At 67.4% G+C, this 18,790-nt stretch carries 17 protein-coding genes and 2 pseudogenes; 4 read left to right on the top strand and 15 right to left on the bottom strand.

The window, feature by feature from the left end:
- Positions 1-11 precede the first annotated feature (11 nt).
- The 5 genes and pseudogenes from WS75_RS26255 to WS75_RS26235 form a co-directional block, all read right to left on the bottom strand.
- Positions 12-1,601, bottom strand: coding sequence for an ABC transporter substrate-binding protein (locus WS75_RS26255; RefSeq protein ID WP_059684763.1), 1,590 nt, complete (start codon positions 1,599-1,601; stop codon positions 12-14).
- A 137-nt stretch (positions 1,602-1,738) separates the two neighbouring features.
- Positions 1,739-2,071, bottom strand: coding sequence for a hypothetical protein (locus WS75_RS26250; RefSeq protein WP_059684762.1), 333 nt, complete (start codon positions 2,069-2,071; stop codon positions 1,739-1,741).
- Positions 2,072-2,315: 244 nt separating this feature from the next.
- Positions 2,316-2,645 carry a hypothetical protein gene (locus tag WS75_RS26245; protein WP_059684758.1) on the bottom strand — a complete coding sequence of 110 codons (330 nt, stop codon included), beginning with the start codon at positions 2,643-2,645 and terminating at the stop codon, positions 2,316-2,318.
- A 218-nt stretch (positions 2,646-2,863) separates the two neighbouring features.
- A pseudogene (locus WS75_RS26240) lies at positions 2,864-3,049 on the bottom strand (hypothetical protein); the annotation flags it as partial.
- Positions 3,050-3,061: 12 nt separating this feature from the next.
- Positions 3,062-5,386 carry an FdhF/YdeP family oxidoreductase gene (locus WS75_RS26235; RefSeq protein WP_059684754.1) on the bottom strand — a complete coding sequence of 775 codons (2,325 nt, stop codon included), beginning with the start codon at positions 5,384-5,386 and terminating at the stop codon, positions 3,062-3,064.
- 152 nt (positions 5,387-5,538) lie between these two features.
- Between WS75_RS26235 and WS75_RS26230 the strand changes: the two genes are divergently transcribed.
- Positions 5,539-6,960 carry an aminotransferase-like domain-containing protein gene (locus WS75_RS26230; protein ID WP_059684752.1) on the top strand — a complete coding sequence of 474 codons (1,422 nt, stop codon included), beginning with the start codon at positions 5,539-5,541 and terminating at the stop codon, positions 6,958-6,960.
- 59 nt (positions 6,961-7,019) lie between these two features.
- Here WS75_RS26230 and WS75_RS26225 read toward each other — a convergent pair whose 3' ends face one another.
- Entirely contained in the window at positions 7,020-8,261 is a 1,242-nt protein-coding gene (locus tag WS75_RS26225; RefSeq protein ID WP_059684750.1) for a mechanosensitive ion channel family protein, read from the bottom strand.
- A 324-nt stretch (positions 8,262-8,585) separates the two neighbouring features.
- Between WS75_RS26225 and WS75_RS26220 the strand changes: the two are divergent.
- Positions 8,586-8,732, top strand: a pseudogene (locus WS75_RS26220) (LysE family translocator); the annotation flags it as partial.
- 30 nt (positions 8,733-8,762) lie between these two features.
- Here the strand turns inward: WS75_RS26220 and WS75_RS26215 are convergent.
- The 6 genes from WS75_RS26215 to WS75_RS26190 form a co-directional block, all read right to left on the bottom strand.
- A complete protein-coding gene (locus WS75_RS26215) occupies positions 8,763-10,217 on the bottom strand; it encodes a DHA2 family efflux MFS transporter permease subunit (protein WP_059684747.1) in 1,455 nt (484 codons plus the stop codon).
- Positions 10,214-10,777 (bottom strand): isochorismatase family protein, encoded by a 564-nt coding sequence (locus tag WS75_RS26210; protein WP_059684745.1) that lies wholly within the window; start codon positions 10,775-10,777, stop codon positions 10,214-10,216. Before WS75_RS26210 ends, WS75_RS26215 begins: the two co-directional genes overlap by 4 nt.
- Before the next feature lie 68 nt (positions 10,778-10,845).
- Positions 10,846-11,301: a MarR family winged helix-turn-helix transcriptional regulator gene (locus WS75_RS26205; RefSeq protein WP_059684743.1), complete on the bottom strand. Its 456-nt coding sequence runs from the start codon at positions 11,299-11,301 to the stop codon at positions 10,846-10,848.
- 119 nt (positions 11,302-11,420) lie between these two features.
- Positions 11,421-11,657: a DUF7661 family protein gene (locus WS75_RS26200; RefSeq protein WP_059684741.1), complete on the bottom strand. Its 237-nt coding sequence runs from the start codon at positions 11,655-11,657 to the stop codon at positions 11,421-11,423.
- 46 nt (positions 11,658-11,703) lie between these two features.
- Positions 11,704-12,771, bottom strand: a complete 1,068-nt coding sequence (locus WS75_RS26195) for a serine hydrolase (protein WP_059684740.1) — start codon at positions 12,769-12,771, stop codon at positions 11,704-11,706.
- Positions 12,772-12,968: 197 nt separating this feature from the next.
- A complete protein-coding gene (locus WS75_RS26190; RefSeq protein ID WP_082729743.1) occupies positions 12,969-13,205 on the bottom strand; it encodes a hypothetical protein in 237 nt (78 codons plus the stop codon).
- A gap of 93 nt (positions 13,206-13,298) precedes the next feature.
- On the opposite strand from WS75_RS26190, the gene WS75_RS26185 reads away from it, so the two are divergent.
- Together WS75_RS26185 and WS75_RS26180 are read left to right on the top strand one after the other, a co-directional pair.
- On the top strand, positions 13,299-14,174 hold the full coding sequence (locus tag WS75_RS26185) for a LysR family transcriptional regulator (protein ID WP_059684736.1): 876 nt from the start codon (positions 13,299-13,301) through the stop codon (positions 14,172-14,174).
- A gap of 71 nt (positions 14,175-14,245) precedes the next feature.
- Positions 14,246-14,530 carry a hypothetical protein gene (locus tag WS75_RS26180; RefSeq protein ID WP_059684862.1) on the top strand — a complete coding sequence of 95 codons (285 nt, stop codon included), beginning with the start codon at positions 14,246-14,248 and terminating at the stop codon, positions 14,528-14,530.
- Between the two features lie 72 nt (positions 14,531-14,602).
- Here the strand turns inward: WS75_RS26180 and WS75_RS26175 are convergent, their stop codons facing one another.
- From WS75_RS26175 to WS75_RS34265, 3 genes are all read right to left on the bottom strand, one after another.
- Complete coding sequence (locus WS75_RS26175) at positions 14,603-15,349, bottom strand: transporter (protein WP_082729742.1); 747 nt, start codon at positions 15,347-15,349, stop codon at positions 14,603-14,605.
- A gap of 67 nt (positions 15,350-15,416) precedes the next feature.
- A complete protein-coding gene (gene mgtA / locus WS75_RS26170; RefSeq protein WP_059684731.1) occupies positions 15,417-18,179 on the bottom strand; it encodes a magnesium-translocating P-type ATPase in 2,763 nt (920 codons plus the stop codon).
- 47 nt (positions 18,180-18,226) lie between these two features.
- Positions 18,227-18,385: a hypothetical protein gene (locus WS75_RS34265; RefSeq protein ID WP_179948953.1), complete on the bottom strand. Its 159-nt coding sequence runs from the start codon at positions 18,383-18,385 to the stop codon at positions 18,227-18,229.
- Positions 18,386-18,790: the final 405 nt, after the last annotated feature.

Below are 18,790 nucleotides of genomic sequence, written 5' to 3'. Positions count from 1 at the left end.
GGCAGTCGGCCTTATTTTGCCAGCGTCCGGTACGACACGAGATCGTTGATCGGCCCGATCTCCGGCCCGGTCGTGCCGGGGCGCGTCGCGACCTGCACGACCTTCTCGAACATGATGACGAACGGCGAGTTCGCGAGCACTGCCTTCTGCAGCGCCTCGTAACGCTGCGCGCGCTTCGCGGGCGACGGCTCGACGAGCGCGGCCTCGGTGTCCTTCGTCAGTTGCGGGATGTCCCAGCTGTTGCGCCATGCGAGCATCTTCGTCTTCGACTGGTCGGAATTGTCAGGATTCCAGGCGAAGCCGCGCGCGTTGCTGTTCGGGTCCATGTAGTCGGGCGACCATTCGCCGATGAAGATGTCGTGCTGGCGCGCGCGGTACTTGCCGATCGCCTGCTTCGCATCGCCCGGGATCAGCTTCACGCGGATGCCGCCCTGCGCGAAGTTCGCCTGCAGTGCCTGTGCGATCTCGAGGTACGGATAATCGTTCGGCATGTCCATCGTCACGTCGAATCCGTTCGGCAAGCCGGCCTTCGCGAGCAGCGCCTTCGCCTTCGCGACGTTGAGCTTGTACGGGTTCGAATTCAGCGTGCCGAGGAAGCCTTCGGGCAGGAAGGTCTCGTGCACTTTGTATGTCGTGCTGACGATGTTGCGCTGGATGCCGTCGTAGTCGACCAGCCACTTCATCGCCTGTTGCACGTCGGGTTTCGCGAGATTCGGGTTCTTCGTATTCAGGCTCAGGTACAGCAGCGCCGACACCGGCCACGACGCGACCTTGATCTTGCCGGTCTTGGTCAGCGAGGCGAGGCTGTCGGGGCTCAGGTTGCGCGCGGCGTCGACGTCGCCGTTTTCCAGCAGCAACCGCTGTGCGGATGCGTCGGGCACATGGCGCAGCACGACGCGTTTCATCGGATACGGCGCGCGGTACTTGTCGAAACGCTGCAGCACGATGCTCTCGTTCGGCGTCCACTTGACGAGCTGGTACGGGCCCGAGCCCGCGTCGTTGGTCTTCAGCCAGGCGCTGCCGAAATCGTTGCCCTGCTGGTGCGACATCAGCAGCTTCTTGTCGAGCACCGACGCCGGACATGCGCTCAGCACGTTGAGCACGAAGCTCGGCGCGTACTTGCGGTCGGTTTCGAGCACGAAGGTCTGCGGGTCGACCGCGCGCACCTTCTGCATCACGTTCGCCTTCGTGAGGCCGAGATCGGCGAGCACGCCGGCCGGGCCCTTGTCGAGCAGGATGGTGCGCTGCAGCGACCACGCCACGTCGTCGGCGGTGACGGGGTTGCCGGAGTGGAACGTGAGACCGGGGCGCAGCTTGAACGTGTAAGAGACGCCGTCGGCGCCGACCGACCAGGATTGCGCGATCTGCCCGTCGAAGCGCGTCGGGTCCTTCAGGTCGACCCGCACGAGCCGTTCGTAGGTGTTCGCGACGTACTCGGACGGCACGAGCTCGTAGATTTCGCTCGGATCGAGGGTCGTGAATTCGCCGAGCTGGGTGGCGACGACGAAGATGCCGGGCGGCGTCGCGGCTTGCGCCGGCAGCGCCGGAACAAGTGCGGCGAGCGCGGCGCTGACGAACAGCCGGGACAGCAGGTGCTTCATGCGGGCTCCGTGAAAGGGAATCGTGGTGCGATTCTCTCATCGACGGCGGCCCGGATGAAAAAATTCGACGGACGCGCATGACGGCGCCCGGGTGACGTGGCTGGCGGGCCGGGCGGGGCGCCCGGCGCCGGCGGCGGTCAGATCACGCAGCGCGCGATCGCGAAGCGCATCGCTTCCTCGGCCGGCTCGCTGCCCGAGCCGCGCACGACCTTGACGACCGACCCGTTGCCCGACGGCGTGAGCGTGACGAAATACGAGCGCGACCCGACGGTGATGTCGGTCACGCCGTTGTGCTGCGACTGCGCGGTGCCGGACAGGCGGCTGTCGAGGCAGTTCGCGATCGCGTAGGCCGGGCGCGCGGACGATACGTAGATCATCGGTGCCGAGCCGGACGCGGCCGAATCGGACGAGGGCGCCGAGCCGCAGGCGGCGAGCAGGGCGGCGGGAAGGAGCAACAGGAATCGTTTCATGATCGGGATCGTCGTGTGTCTCGTGTCGAGGCTTGGGCGCGGGGTACGCGAAACGCGGAGCTTCGCGACGAAACCGCCGGAATCGTGCCGTTCTTGACGGTCGATGCGGGTGGCGGCTGACGTCGAAGTATACCTGCGGCACTTGACGCGAACGGCCGGCTGAAACGATTCGATACAACAAGCACCCGCTGCCGCACGGCGGCAGCGGGCGTTTCAAGCGATGGCGAATCGACGCTTGCCGGCGTTACTGGCCGATCTTGTGGCTGACCGCGTTTTCCTGCTGGTTCAGCACGTGCTTTTCGCTCTGCGTAATGTGGCCGTGATCCTGCGCGGCCATGTCCCGCTCTTCCTGGCGGATTTTTCGGTCGTCACGATGCAGGCGCGCGGCCTGGGCGTGCGACATCTCGCCTTCCTTCACTTCGTGACGGATCCGGCGATTCTGGTTGGCGAGGCGCTGGTTGACCTCCTCGCGGCGCGGATGCGCTTGCTGCCACGGCGTTTCGGCGAACGCGGTGCCGGTCAGTACCGACATCAGGGTGGCGGCGATCGTGAGATGGCGGGTAAGGGCTCGCATGACGTTTTCTCCTGTCGTTGCGCGTCACGAAACGTGCGCGCTTGTCGAAAAAACGCTGTGCGCCCCCCGGCTGTTGACGTTTCCGGCTGTATCGATTGCAAGTCTTTATTACGGCGGCCAGGCCGGCCGAGCGTGCGCCGCGCGACGGCAGCGTCGGCCCGTCAGGTGAGCCGATACGCGGGGCTCGGCGTCACTTCGGCCGGCAGCAGTTCGGGGTTCAGTTCGAGCAGCGTGAACGGCGTCGGGTTCAGCGGCACCTTCTCGCCGAGCAGGCGGCCGCCGCCCCATACCGCGACCAAGCTGATCGCGAGCGTCAGCGCGAGCTGCGGCAGGATGGTCGGCAGTACCGACCCGTTCCAGACGAGCAGCATCCGCAGCCAGTGCTCGCGCGGCCGAACGATCATCGCGGCGCTCCGTCAGGCAGCGGCCAACGCCGGCGCGGCCGCGCGATGCAGCAGCACGGGCACGGACTTCGACGTCGGCGTGTTGCACACGTCGCCGACGCTGTCGAGCGGCACCAGCGGGTTCGTTTCCGGGTAGTACGCACCGATGCAGCCGCGCGGGATGTCGTATTCGACGAGCAGGAAACCGTCCGCGCGCCGCTGGATGCCGTCGTGCCACACGGTTTCCATGTCGACCCATTCGCCGGCCTTCAGGCCGAGCATCGCGAGGTCGTCGCGGTTGACGAACACCACGCGGCGCTGGCCGAATACGCCGCGATAGCGGTCGTCGAGCCCGTAGACGGTCGTGTTGTACTGGTCGTGCGAACGCGTCGTCATCAGCGTCATCAGGCGCTCGCCGTGCAGCGCGCGGGCGCGCTGGATCGGCGTGTCGGTCGGCAGCGCATGCGCGATGAAGTTGGCCTTGCCCGTCGGCGTCAGCCATTCGCGGTCGCGCGACGCGACGCGCAGGTGGAAGCCGCCCGGCCGCGCGATGCGCGTGTTGTAGTCGTAGAAGCCGTCGACGGTCGCCTCGATCGCGTCGCGGATCTTCGCGTAGTCGTCCTTGTACGCGAGCCAGTCGATCTTGCCGCTGCCGAACAGCGCATGGCCGATGTGCGCGACGATCGCAGGCTCCGACATCAGGTTCGGCGACGCCGGCTTGTTCATCCCGTACGACACGTGGACCATGCTCATCGAATCCTCGACCGTCACGCCCTGCGCGACGTTGTCCTGCAGGTCGATCTCGGTGCGGCCGAGCGTCGGGAGGATCAGCGCGTCGCGGCCGTGGATCAGGTGGCTGCGGTTCAGCTTCGTCGTGATGTGCACGGAGAGGTCGCAGCGGCGCATGCCTTCCCACGTGCGCGGCGTGTCGGGCGTCGCCATCGCGAAGTTGCCGCCGAGGCCGATCAGCACCTTCACGTGGCCTTCGAGCATGCCTTCGATGGTTTCGACGACGTCGTAGCCGTGGTGGCGCGGCGGCTCGAAGTCGAACACGTGGCCGAGCCGGTCGAGGAACGCCTGCGACGGTTTTTCCTCGATGCCGACCGTGCGGTTGCCCTGCACGTTCGAGTGGCCGCGCACCGGGCACAGACCCGCGCCGGGGCGGCCGATGTTGCCGCGCATCAGCATCAGGTTCGTCAGCATCTGCACGGTCGCGACCGAATGCTTGTGCTGCGTGATGCCCATGCCCCATGTCGCGATCACGCGCTCGCTGCGTGCATAAAGTTGCGCGAGGCTGTCGATCTGTTCGTACGGCACGCCGCTTTCGGCCGTCAGCGCGGACCAGCTTTCGTTGCGCAGATCTTCGGCGAACGCATCGAAGCCGGCCGTGTGCTCGCCGATGAACGCGATGTCGAGCACGCGCGGCGCACCGGTGGCGCGCGCGGCGTCGTCGAGTTCGAGCACGCGCTTCGCCATTCCCTTGATCAGCGCGAAATCGCCGCCGATCGTCGGCTGGATGAACGTCGACGCGATCTTCGTGCCCGACATCGTCAGCATCTCGAGCGGGCTTTGCGGATCGGCGAAGCGTTCGAGCCCGCGTTCCTTCAGCGGGTTGATCGACACGATCGTCGCGCCGCGCTTCGCGCATTCGCGCAGCTCGCCCATCATCCGCGGGTGGTTGGTGGCCGGGTTCTGGCCGAAGATCAGCAGCGTGTCCGCATGTTCGAAATCGTCGAGCGTGACGGTGCCCTTGCCGACGCCGACCGACGCCGGCAGCCCGCGGCTGGTCGCCTCGTGGCACATGTTCGAGCAGTCGGGGAAGTTGTTGGTGCCGTACAGCCGCACCAGCAGCTGGTAGAGGAACGCCGCCTCGTTGCTCGCGCGGCCGGACGTGTAGAACGCCGCCTGGTTCGGGTCCGGCAGCGCGCGCAGGTGGCGTGCGATCAGCGCGAACGCGTCGTCCCACGCGATCGGCACGTAGCGGTCGGTCCGCGCGTCGTACACCATCGGGTCGGTCAGGCGGCCGTGCTGTTCGAGTTCGAAATCCGACTGTTCGAGCAGCTCGGCGACGGTGTGCGCGGCGAAGAATTCGGGCGTCACGCGCTTGCTGGTCGCTTCGGCGGCCACGGCCTTCACGCCGTTCTCGCAGAATTCGAACGTCGACGCATGCTGGCGGTCGGGCCACGCGCAGCCCGGGCAGTCGAAGCCGTCCGGCTGGTTCTGGCGCAGCAGCGTGCGGTAGTTGCCGCCCGCGACCTTTTCCTTGATCAGGTTGATCGTGACGGCTTTCAGCGCGCCCCAGCCGGCGGCCGGGTGGGTGTACGGTTCGATGCGCACGGCGGCGGATTTCTTTTTCATGATGCGTGTGTCGGGGTCGATGCACGGAGCGTACGCGCAGTGTTCCGGCCGCTGTGTGTACACCTCTCGTCTTCGAAAAAGAGTACAGTTGCGCCCAGTCAGGCAGTGCGGACCGCAACTGTGTTGTTGAAGGGACGTTGAAAGGGAGGCGCGTGAAGCGTTACGAACAACTGGCCGACGATCTGCAGGCGCAGATCGAGCGCGGCGTGTACCGGCCCGGCGAGCGGATTCCGTCGGTGCGCCAGGCGAGCCGGCAGCAGCAGCTCAGCGTCACGACCGTGCTGCGCGCGTATCTCGTGCTCGAGAGCCGCGGGCTGATCGAGAGCCGGCCGCAGTCGGGCTACTTCGTGCGGGCGCGGGCCACGGCGCCGGCGGAGGCCGAGCTGCACGTGTCGGCGCCGGCCGCCGAGCCGTCGGCGGTGGACGTGAGCCGGCTCGTGCTGTCGACGCTGCGCTCGATCGCGCGCGACGACGCGGTGCCGCTCGGTTCGCCGTATCCCGATGCGTCGCAGTTCCCGGTGCAGCGTCTTGCGCGCTATGCACAGGCGATCGGCCGGCGCCGCACGCGCTGGGGCGTGATCGACGACCTGCCGCCAGGCAACCAGGAGCTGATCCGCCAGATCGCGCGACGCTACGCGGAGCGCGGGATCCCGGTCGAGCCGGGCGAGATCGTGATGACGATCGGTGCGACGGAGGCGATCAACCTGTGCCTGCAGGCCGTCGCGAAGCCTGGCGACACGATCGCGGTGGAGTCCCCGACGTTCTACGCGATGCTGCACGCGATCGAGCGCATGGGCATGCGTGCGCTCGAGGTGGCGACCCATCCGGGCGACGGCATCGATCTCGACGCGCTCGAACGGATCCTCGCGCGCGAGCGCATCGCCGCGTGCATGGTGATGCCGAATTTCCACAATCCGCTCGGCTTCCAGATGCCCGATGCGCGCAAGCGCGCGCTCGTCGAGCTGCTCGCGAAGCATGACGTGCCCGCGATCGAGAGCGACGTCTATCACGAGCTGCATTATGGCGACACGACGCCGAGCGCGCTGAAGTCGTATGACCGCAACGGGCTCGTGCTGCATTGCGCGTCGTTCACGAAGAGCCTGTCGCCGCGCTACCGGATCGGCTGGGCGATGCCCGGCCGCTACCGCGACCAGGTCGAGAAGCTGAAATTCCTGAACACGCTCGCGACGCCCGCGATCGAGCAGCTCGCGATCGCCGAGTACCTGAAACACGACGGCTACGATTTCCATCTGCGGCGGATGCGCAAGCAGTATGCGCAGCAGGCGAGCCTGATGAGCGCAATGGTGCGGCGCTTCTTTCCGGAAGGCACGCGATTGTCGCAGCCGCAGGGCGGGTATGTGCTGTGGGTCGAGATGCCGCCGCAGGTCGACGCGATGAAGCTGTATGCGCTCGCGCTCGCGCAGGGGATCACGATCGGGCCCGGCCACATGTTCTCGGCGACCGCCGATTACCGGCACTTCATCCGGCTCAACTACAGCTATCCGTGGTCGCGGCAGATCGAGGATGCGCTGAAGGTGGTGGGGCGGCTCGCGTCCGATTGCGCGGGGCGGTGAGCGGCGCCGCGCGCGCAGCGATGCCGGCGGCGACCCGTTGCAGGCCGCCGCGCCAGGCACTATCGCGCGTGCAGCGCCGGCATGTCGGCTTGCGCCGCGCCGGCCATCTGGCGCATGTCGAAGCCCGACGGGTGCTGGTACACGCGCAGCCCGAACTCCGGCAGCACCGCGATCAGGTGATCGAACAGGTCGGACTGGATCGCCTCGTAGTCGACCCAGGTCGTCGTGTCGGTGAAGCAGTACAGTTCGAGCGGAATGCCCTCGGCCGTCAGCGGCAGCTGGCGCGCCATGCACGTCATGTCGCGGCGGATCCGCGGATGGCCCTTCAGGTAGTTCGCGACGTACGCGCGGAAGGTGCCGAGATTCGTGAGCTGGCGGCGGTTCGCCGGGCATTCGCCGGCCGCGCCGAGCGTGCCGTTCCATTGCGCGATCGCGTCGACCTTGTCTTCCAGGTAGTCCTTCAGGAGCGTCAGGCGTTCGAGCCGTACGATCTCGTCGTCGCCGAGAAAGCGCACGCTCGTCGCGTCGACGAACAGCGCGCGCTTGATGCGGCGCCCGCCGGCCTCGGTCATCCCGCGCCAGTTCTGGTAGCTTTCGGTGATCAGCTTCCAGGTCGGCACCGTGATGATCGTGTGATCGAAGTTCGCGACCTTGACCGTGTTCAACGTGATGTCGATCACGGTGCCGTCCGCGCCGGCCGACGGCATCGTGATCCAGTCGCCGATCCGCAGCATGTCGTTCGACGACAGCTGCACGCCGGCGACGAGGCCGAGCAGCGTGTCCTTGAAGATCAGCATCAGCACCGCCGACATCGCGCCGATGCCCGACAGCAGCAGACCGATCTGCTTGCCGGTCGCGTCGCCGATCACGACGAGCGCGGCCGTGATGAACATCACGAGCTTGACGAGCTGCATCGCGCCTTTCAGCGACAGGCGCGGCTGGTCGCGCCGGCTCGTGCGATGCGTGTGCTCGAGCGCGGACAGCGTCGCGCTGATCGTCATCGACACCAGGAACACGATCAGCGCGAACAGCACCTTGTCGGCGGTTCGAGCGGCCACGGCGGGGATGCCGGGCACCGCGCCGAGCCCGAGCTTGATCACGACGAACGGCACGATGCGGTTCAGCCACTTGAATGCGCCGAACTCGAACAGCGCGTCGTCGATGCGGGTGGCCGACAGCCGCGCAAGACGCGCGACCACGCGGAACAGCAGGAAATGGGCGGTGGCCGTGATCGCGCCGGCGGCGGCGAGCAGGATGAGGAGGCCGACGAGCGGCGCAAACCAGGATTCGTTCAGGGTCATATGGGCAGACAGGGTCCTTCTCGTGCGTTGAATCTGCGCCGCGATGCGGCGCGCGCCCGGTGTAGGGCACATGAAAGGGACCGTGATTGTGCCATCGGGTTCCGCGCGGATGCCGCGAATGCGTGACGTAGGGCTCCGGAACATTTTCACCGTTACGTCGCACTGCCTTGTTTTCATGCCGGGCAACACACTGCGCACTTGGCATGCAATGCACGCTCGGGGCATGTGTCGCGTAGCGGCAAGCGGGGAAGAAGGCTAGGCGGCCGCGCGCATGCGCGCGAAGCCGAGGCGCAGGTGGCGGCCCAGTTCCGCCGCGGCCGGCGCGTGGCGGCGATGGCGTCGCTGTCGCTCTGGTGTTGTGCCGGGCTGCTGTTCGCGCGCGTGCTGCGCACGGAGCGGCAGTGGCGTTGCGTGAATGCCGGGTTGGGCATCCTGCTCGCGGCGTCGATCGTGCCGATGTGGTTGCAGTAGCGGCGCCACGCGAAGGCGCGGCCCCGGCATTCAGCGCGAACCGGCCCGCGCGGCCCCCGCCGGCCGTCCGCCCGCGCCGCTCGACCATCGCGGCAGCCACAGCGTCGTCACGAAGCTCGCCGCATGCAGTGCGCAAAGCAGGCCGAACGCCCACGCGTAGGCGGCCCCGTGCGTGCCGCCCGTCGACACGGATTCGGCCTGCAGCCGCCATGCGAGAAGCAGCGTGCATATCGTCGTGAACGTCGGGCCGCCAAGGCGCTGGACGATATTGAGCGACGTCGTCGCCATCGGCAGGTTGCGCCGTTCGACCGACGCATACGCGGCGGAAATCGACGGTGCGCCGATCGCGCTCTGACCCATCCCGCGCAGAAACAGCGCAGGCACCAGCACGTAGGGATCGTAGCCGGCCAGCGCGAGATACACGAACGGCAGCGTCGCGGCGAGCGCGAGCAGCGCGCCGGCGGCGGCCAGCCGGCGCACGCCGAACCGGCTGGTCAGCGCGCCCATCGACGGATAGGTGACGAGCATGCCGAGCCCGAGCGGCGCCAGCAGCCAGCCCATCTCGCCGGGCGAGCGGCCGCACGCTTCGATCAGGAACACCGGGATCAGCATCTGGCCCGCGTAGATCGCGCCGTTCGACAGGAACTGCGTGGCAGCGGCCGCGCCGAATACGCGCGAGCGAAACAGCGCGAGGTCGATCAGCGCATGCTCGCCTTTGCGCCGCGCGACGCGCAGGAACGCGGCGAGCAGCAGCACCGAACCCGCGATCGCGGCGATGCCGGGCACCGCGTCGATGCGCTCGGCGCCATACAGGAACAGCACGAGCGCCGGCGACAGCAGCGCGAGGCCGACCCAGTCGAGTTCGCGCCGCTGCGTGTGCTCGCGGTCGCCGGGCAGGAACCACACGGCCAGCGCAAGCGCCAGTGCACCGACCGGCAGATTCACGAGAAACAGCCAGCGCCATGATGCGTGCTGCAGGATCACACCGGCGGCGACGGGCCCGAGGATCGGCGCGATCAGCACAGGCACCGCCGCATAACCGATCACGCGCGCCATCTGCTGGCCGGCCACGCGCGCGATCATCATCTGCGCCATCGGCGCGAGCAGCCCGCCGCTGACGCCCTGCAGCACGCGGAATGCGATCAGCGACGGCGCGGACCACGCGAGCCCGCACAGCGCCGACGTCAGCGTGAACGCGGAGAAACACCACAGGTACAGCGCCTTCGCGCCGATGCGGTCGACCAGCCAGCCGTTCAGCGGCAATACCAGCGTGAGCGCGAGCAGGTACGCGCTCGTCACCCACTGGATCGTCGACAGGCTCGCATGCAGGTCGGTCGCGAGGCTCGCCAGCGATACGTTGACGATCGTCGCGTCGAGTTGCGACAGCAGCGAGCCGAGCGTTGCGACCGCGCTGACTTTCCAGATCGATGGATCGAGCCGGCCGGCCGCTTGGCCCGGCACCCGCTGAGCGCGTTTGTCGCTCACGCGCCGCGCCGGTCGAGCAGCGCGAGGATTTCTTGCGTCGGGCCCGTCTCGCCTAGACGCGGGAACAGCCGTTCGACGCTGTTCGTGTGCGCGTCGGCGTTGAGGTCGGTCATCGCGTCGATCGCGAGCGTCACGTTGTAGCCGAGCTCGTGTGCCTGGCGGGCCGTCGATTCGACGCCGATGCTCGTCGCGATGCCGGCCAGCACGATCTGTGTGACGCCGGCCGCTTTCAGGTACGCGTCGAGACCGGTGCCGGTAAACGCGCCCCAGGTCTTCTTCGTCACGACATGGTCGCTCGGCTGACGGTTCAGTTCGGGCAGAAGATCGGCCCAGTCGGCGGGCAGGGCATCCGCACGCACCTGCTGCTGCGTGCGGCCCGGCGCGCTGCCGGCGACGTTGACGAGCACGACGGGCAGGCCGCGGCTACGGAAGGCGTCGAGCAGTTCGCGCGCACGCTCGATCACCGGTGCGACCGGGTGGGCGGTGGGCAGCGCGACGATGCCCTTCTGCAGGTCGATGACGACGAGCGCCGTTTGCGTGTCGAGACGGGTTGTGCTCATGACGTGATGCTCCGTGAATTGGGCGAAGAAAAGCGTGCGCGCGGATGCCGCGCATCACGCAGGCGGGGTCATTGCTCGCCGATGCGCCGGATCAGCGGAATCGCGGCGGCGAGCGTGCGGATGTCTTCGGGGCCGAGCTTCTCGATCGCGGCACCGAGCCACTTGTGCTTCGCGGTGTCGCGCTTGCGACGTGCCGCGAGGCCGGCTGCGGTCAGCAGGAACAGGATCTGGCGGCCGTCGGTCGGATGAGGTTCGCGTTCGACGAGCCCGTCTTCCTCGAGGCTGGCGAGAATGGCCTTCATCGACTGCGGCTTCATCGCCTCGGCGCGGGCGAGATCGGCGGTGGTCATCGGGCCCTGTCGTTCGAGCCGCGCGAGCGCGCTCGTCTGCGACATGCCGAGCCCTTCGGAGTCGATCTCGGAACGCAGCCGGCGGATCAACTGGCCGACTGCGAGGGTCAGTTCGGCGGCGACGGTATCGGCGGAAACGCCGGGTGTGCGTGGCGGTGTCATGCGGCGGATCATAGAGCACGACAGTTTAACTTGCAAGTTAAACTGTTGAATTTGGCGTCGATGCACCGGAGTGGCGGGTGGTGGCGCGGCAACCCCCGGTGGGCGGGATGTCGGCGGCGGGCGGCGGCGCGTTACGCGCGGCGCGGCGACGGAATCGGCACGACGTCGTTGTACTTCGGCGACGCATGCTCGTGCAGCAGGTCGCCGAGATATTGCGCAAGTTCGTCCGCGGCGAGCGCGGACGGAATCTGCAGGTTGGCCGGCCGTCGCTTGCCTTCGGCGCCGAGATCGAACACGGCCCAGCGGCCGTTCGAACGCACGACGGCGAGCAGGCGTCCGAACGCGTTGAAACGGTATTCGTCCTGCATGGCATCGCTCCTTCGTGGATGAGCGCGCCGGCCGCGCACGTCGTGCTTACTGGATCGAGCAGGCCAGCCAGCGATGGATCTTCAGTGCATCGCTCGACACGCCGGCGCGCGTCGGCGCGCCAAGCAGCACGACAGTTTCGCGGCGGCCCTTCACGTGCATGCGCATGACGACGCCGTGCCCCGATTCGTTGATGAAGCCGGTTTTCTGTATCCGAATCGGCAGGCTGCCGTGGCGGACGAGCGGATCGGAGTTCACGTACAGCAGCTCGCCATCGCCGGCCTGCACGGTGGTCGACGTGTCCGTCGAGAAATAGCGGATCAGCGGATCCTGCGCGGCTGCGTCGACGAGCCGCGCGAGATCCTCGGCGGTCGACACGTTGTGCGGCGACAGGCCGGTCGGTTCGCGGAAATGCGTATGGCGCATGCCGAGCCGGCGCGCCTCGCGGTTCATCGCCTTCACGAACGCGGCGCGGCCACCCGGATAGTCGCGGCTCAGCGCGGCGGCCGCGCGATTTTCCGACGACATCAGCGCGATATGGAACATCTGGCGGCGCGACAGTTCGGCGCCGATCGGCAGCCGCGAACCGGTGAACTTGATCGTGTCGCGATCGCGCGAGGTGACGCGCAGTACGCCGTTCAGCGGCCGGTCCGCGTCGCGCGCGACGACGGCGGTCATCAGCTTCGAGATCGACGCGATCGGCCGCACCGTGCGTGCGTTGCGGGCCAGCAGCGGCGTGCCGGAGTCGACGTCGAGCACGTAGGCCGCGCGCGAGTGCAGCGAGCGTACCGCGCGCGGGCTGTAGCCGCAGCTCGCGAGCAGGCGCGGCTTCGCGGCGGGGCGTGGGCGAACCGCGTTCGTGCGTTTCGCGCGCCGGTGCGGTGCGGGCGCCGCGTGATGCTTGACCGCATGGTGCTTCACGCGCGGGCGGCGATGCTTGACGGCCTTGTGTTTGCGGGGCGCGGGTTTCTTCTTGACGACTTTCGCATGCGCATGCGGCGACGCGGTGCGATGCGGCTGCGCGGACGCGTTCGTCGTGAACGCGAGTGTCAGCAATGAGAGGGCGATGATCAGGGTGGTCCGGGCGCGAGGCAGGCGCGCGATGAGGCCGGTCAAGCGAAAGTCTCCTTTTCACGCGCGTTGCGGCGGCGCGAAATGCGTGGGCGGTCAGTGGCTGCGGGAAATTATAAGGTCGATCGCGTGGAGATGACGATGGATGTGCGCGCAATGATGCGTGATGCGCGCGGATTTCTGGTGTTTTTTTGCGGAGTGTCGAACGCGTGCGTTCGGCGGCGGGCGCCTGGCGTGTCGATTCAACGCGGCCAGTTCCGCCGTGATACGACCGCGAAGCTGATCGCGATCGAACCGCTGACGGCGCGCGGCTGCGCGTCGTCCAGCGCATCGCCGAAGCGGAAGCGGCGGCTGCGGCCGTCGGCGCGTGCGGTGCGACGCTCGGGCGCCGGTGCGTCGGGCTCGGCATTGCTTGCGTCGGTGACGACCGTGTCGAACGACACGTCGGTCAGGCACTCGGCCGCATGATCGAGAGGCATGATGGTGAATTCCGAAAGGGGCGTGCCCGTATTGAACGTCACGCCATTCGATCAGTAAAATGAATGTTTCGATCGATACGATTCCTTTGAAGAATGGAATTGAAACTGCTGCGCACTTTCCTGACGGTCACCGAGCTCAGCCATTTCAGCCGCGCGGCCGACACGCTGCACATGAGCCAGCCGGCGCTGAGCAAGCAGATCGGCGCGCTCGAGGCGAGCCTCGGCGGCAAGCTGTTCGAGCGCGGGCGGCATGGCGCGGAACTGACGCCGTTCGGTGAACGCTTCCTGCCCGACGCGCAGGCGCTCGTGCGCGATGCCGACGAGATACTCGCGCGTGCACGGGAGGCGACCAGCGGGCAACGCGGGCATTTGCGCCTCGGCATCTGCCTGTCCGTGCTGACGCTCGTGCCGAAACTTGTCGCGGAATTCCGGCGCCGCAATCCGGGCATCGCGGTCACGTTGAGCGACCTGTCGTCGTCCGAGCAGACGCGTCGGCTCCGCGCGGGCAAGCTCGACGCGGGGTTCCTGCGATTGCCGTCGGATGAAGGATTGTCGTCGTTCAAGGTGATCGACGAGGGGCTTGCGCTCGCGGTGCCGCCGCACCTCGGCTTCAAGCGTGTGCCGGCCGATCTCGACGTGCTCAACGAGATCGGCTTCATCGCGCTGCAGCGCGCACGCGGCCCCGGGCTCGCCGCGCAGATCGACCGGTGGTGCGTCGAGCGGCGCTTCGTGCCGCAGGTCACGCAGCAGGCGGAGGACGTTCAATCGGTGCTCACGTCGGTCGCCGCCGGGGTCGGCGTTGCGTTCATTCCGTCGCGTGCGCAGTACCTGCTGCGCGACGCGACCGTGTTGCCGCTCGCCGGCAGGGACGCGAAATGGCGCGTCGGGCTGGCGTGGCTGTCCGGCCGCGACGATCCCGTGACGACGCGTTTCGTGTCGTTCATGCGCGCCGCGATCAAGGGCGCGTGACCGGGCGTATAGTGTCCGCGATTGCATCCGTCCTGAATGCCGGTCCCGCGCCGGCTCGCGAACCCGAACCGATGACTTCAGAATCCGACGACGCCCCGCTCGATCCCGCACTCGTTGCGACGCTCGCGACGCTGCACGAAGCCGCGACCGATCCGTCCGGCAGAACGTGGTCGCTGCCGAAGATCGCGAAGCGCGCGCAATTGCCGATGAGCACGCTGCGTCGCGTGCTGACGCAACTCGACGCCGCCGGCCTGAGCACGACGACGCTGAACGACGACGGCACCGGCAGCGCCGCATTGACCGAAGAGGGGCGCGCCGTGCGCGCGCAACTGTTCGGCGCGAACGACGGCCAATGAGAAAACGGGCCGCCCGAAGGCGGCCCGTCGTGGTGCGCTCAGACATGCGGCGTCGGCCGCATCACCTCGGCATCACCACCGCGCCGTTACGCCACCCATGATGGAATGACGGTAGGTCTGGTCGTTCAGCCCGTGCCGGTAGCCGATGTCGAGATCGAGCCAGCGCTTCGGCGAGTAGATCGCGCCGGCAATCACGAACGCCGGATTCGCGCCGGCCGTGCTTTCGGTGTTGCGCGACAGGCCGATGTCCGCCACGAACTGCAGCGTGTCGGTTGCCTTGTAGAGCGCCGCGGCCGACACGGCCCAGACCGAGCGCAGATCGCCCTGGCGATTCGGCTGGTAGGCGAGGCCCGCATTCGCGAGCAGCGAGAAGCGCGCGATGTCGGCTTGCGCGAGCAGCGTCGCGCCGGTGCCGACGCGGCCCGTGCCGAGCCCTCGACCGTCGTTGCCGGTCGGCATCGTCACCTTCGGTTTCAGCGCAAGCGATAGCGGCCCGTGTTCGACGAAGCGCCATTTCATGCCGATCTCGACATCGCCGATGCCCGCGCCGTTGTCGTCGGTCCGCGTTTGCAGATGCGTGTAAGGCGCGTTCACGTAGAGATCGACGTGCTCGCCGAACCCGCGCGTGAGCGTCGCGTTCCACAACTGATGGCGGCCGGTCTCGTCCTGTTTCGAGGTTTCCTCGCCGTTGAACTCGAACTGCCAGTTCGCATTGCCCTGCGTGCCCGTGTCGTCGCTGACGAGCGGATGAGCCGCGTAGGCATCCAGCGGCGCGAGGAGGGCGCTCGCGGCCGCGAGCGGAAGCATTCTTCTTTTCATCATGTCACCTGTAGTGCGTCGTGGGCGGCCGGCCCATGCGGGCCGGCACGCCGTCGTCCGGAGGAAATCAGAACCACTGCTTGTAGCGGCGCACGTAGATCGTCTTGACGATCTGCGCGAGCAGGATGTAACCGACCATCGTTGCGGCGAGCCACAGCCAGTAGGTGCCCGGCAGGTGCATGAAGCCGAGCGAGTCCGCGAACGGCGAGAACGGCAGCCAGCAGCCGATCGCGATCGCGGTGAATGTCGACAGCAGCACTGGCAGCGCGGCCGTACTCTGCAGGAACGGAATCTTCTGCGTGCGCAGCAGGTGCACGACGAGCGTCTGCGACACGAGGCTCTCGATGAACCAGCCCGAGTTCATCACGATCTGGCCGCCCGAGCCGCCTTGCAGGTGATACATCGCGCCCGCACCGAACACGGTCCACATCAGCACGTAGGTCGTGATGTCGAACACCGACGACGTCGGCCCGACCCACAGCATGAAGCGGCCGATGTTGCCGGCTTCCCATTTGCGCGGCTTCTTCAGGAACTCCGGATCCATCTTGTCCCACGGCAGCAGCATCTGCGACGTGTCGTAGATCAGGTTCAGCACGAGCAACTGCGTCGCGAGCATCGGCTCCCACGGCAGGAACGCGCTGGCGACGAGCACCGAGAATACGTTGCCGAAGTTCGAGCTGGCCGTCATGTTCAGGTACTTCAGGATGTTGCCGAACGTCTCGCGGCCCTTGATCACGCCTTCCTCGAGCACCATCAGGCTCTTTTCGAGCAAGATGATGTCGGCGGTCTCCTTCGCGATGTCGGCGCCGCTGTCGACCGAAATGCCGACGTCGGCGTCGCGCAGCGCGGGCGCGTCGTTGATGCCGTCGCCGAGGAAGCCGACCGTATGGCCGTTCGCCTGCAGCGCCTTCACGATGCGCGCCTTCTGCAGCGGCGTGAGTTTCGCGAACACCGTCGTGCGTTCGACGACTTGCGCGAGCGTCGCGTCGTCGAGCGCCTCGATTTCGGCGCCGAGCACCGGCTTGCCCGGTTCGAGGCCGACCTGGCGGCACACTTTCATCGTGACGGTCGGGTTGTCGCCCGTCAGCACCTTCACCGACACGCCGTTATCGCGCAGCGCGGCGAGCGCCGGTGCGGCCGATTCCTTTGGCGGATCGAGGAAGGTCAGGAAACCGCGCACGACGAGGTCGCGCTCGTCGGCGGTGCGGTATTGTTCGCGTTCGTCGCCGCGCGGGATCGCGCGCGTCGCGAGCACCAGCACGCGGAAGCCGTCCTCGTTGTATGCGTTGGCCTGCTCGAGCAGTCGCTTGCGCGCGACGAAGTCGAGCGGGCGCACGCCGTGCTCGTCCTGCACGTGGGTCGATACCGCGAGCATTTCCTCGACCGCGCCCTTGCAGATCAGCAGGTGCGCGCCGTGCGTGTCCTCGACGACGACCGACAGGCGGCGGCGCACGAAGTCGAACGGCAGCTCGTCGATCTTCCTGTAGCCCTGCGGCTTCACGCGCTCGCCGATCTCGTCGGCGCGCGCGACCACCGCGATGTCGATCAGGTTCTTCTGGCCGCTCTGATGGAAGCTGTTCAGCCAGCCGAGCCGGAGGATGTCCTCGTTCCGGTGGCCGGACAGGTCGAGATGGTGTTCGAGGATGATCTTGTCCTGCGTGAGCGTGCCGGTCTTGTCGGTGCACAGCACGTCCATCGCGCCGAAGTTCTGCACGGAGTTCAGCCGCTTCACGACGACCTTGCGGCGCGCCATCGCGATCACACCGCGCGCGAGGTTCGCGCTGACGATCATCGGCAGCATCTCGGGCGTGAGGCCGACGGCCACCGCAAGCGCGAACGTGAGCGCGCTCAGCCAGTCGCCCTTGGTCAGGCCGTTGATCATGAACACGATCGGCACCATCACGAACATGAACCGGATCAGCAGCCAGCTCACGCTCGCGACGCCGCGGTCAAAGCTCGTCTCGATGCGTTTGTGGCTCACCACGTTGCGCGCGAGCGATCCGAAATACGTGTCCTCGCCGGTCGCGACGACCACGGCCGTCGCGGTGCCGCTGACCACGTTGGTGCCCATGAAGCACACGTTCTCGAGATCGAGCAGCGACGTCGACGCGTCGTTCGCCGCGCCCGCCATGCCCGCGTGGGCCGACTTGCCGGCAACCGCGCCGAGCGTATCGTACTTCTCGACCGGCAGCGCTTCGCCGGTCAGCACCGCCTGGCTGATGAACAGGTCGCGCGACGCGAGCAGACGCACGTCTGCGGGAATCATGTCGCCGGCCGACAGGTGCACGATGTCGCCGACCACCACTTCGCGCATCGGCACCTCGCGTCGCGCTGGCTCGGACGTGTCGGTCACCGCGCGCTGCACGGTCGCCGTCGTGCGAACCATCGCCTTGAGCTTTTCGGCCGCGCGAAGCGACCGGAATTCCTGCACGAAGCGCAGCAGCGCGCTGATCGTGACCATCGCCAGCAGGATCGTCATGCCGACGTAGTCGCGATCGTCAGGTGCCGCGAAATAGACGTCGGTGAAGAAGCTGATCGCGGCCAGCACCAGCAGCACGTAGACGAACGGATTGTGGAACGCATGCAGCAGCTGGCGCGTCCAGGGCGGCGGCTTGTCGTGCGCGATTTCGTTCGGGCCGTCGTGCTGCAGGCGGTCGGCGGCCTGCGCGTAGGTGAGGCCGCGCATGCAGGTATGCAGCGACTTGAAGGTTTCTTCCAGCGGGCGAGCCGCTTCCTGCGCGGCGCGCATGACGCGCGGTTCGTTCTGCTGACCGGCGCCGGCGTTGATGAAGCCGCGCTGTTTCTTTTGCGAGGTGTTTCGTTGTGTCATGAGTCGCTCCTTGCGCCTACGGCGGCGGACGGGAAGCGACCGTGACGTTATCGACGCACGAACGCTTCCCGCCGCGTCGCGCCGGGCGCGATCGGCTGTGGATCGGTGAAGGGGGGAAGGCTCGCTGGCACGAGGCGTGCGGTCCGCAGGACGAAGCGCGGCGTCGCACCGGCGAGCGATAATCGACTACTGTCGTCTGAGTTCATCTGCACTCCTGTCGGTTGCGGGTGGTCGGCACGGGCGATCGGCAGCCGCGCACGCGCGAGGGCGCGCGGCCGGACGGCACGCGAACGGAACACGCACGCGGCGTGCGCTGCGTGCGGCGCGAACGTATGCGCGCGGCAATGCACGATTGCGCAGCGCGGACATTCGGCGATATCAAAAAAATCGGCGGGGGATTCTGGCCGGTCAGGCCGGAAGGGCGCCGCATCCTGCTTCCCGGGATGCGGCAGAAGACGAGGCTCTGCGCGGTTTCCTCAGGCAGCAGTCAAGTTGGTCGAGGACCAACTACAACTCGCATCGGTGTTCACAGAACACTCCATGTAATCAGACGGGGGCGATGGTAATGGGTCGTCGTGCGAAGCGTCAACCCTTTTTCCGCCCTTTTTTCA

The organism is Burkholderia sp. FL-7-2-10-S1-D7, assembly GCF_001524185.1.
In the GTDB taxonomy this organism is placed as follows: Bacteria; Pseudomonadota; Gammaproteobacteria; order Burkholderiales; family Burkholderiaceae; genus Burkholderia; species Burkholderia diffusa.
This window is presented reverse-complemented; position numbering and strand designations above follow the sequence as displayed.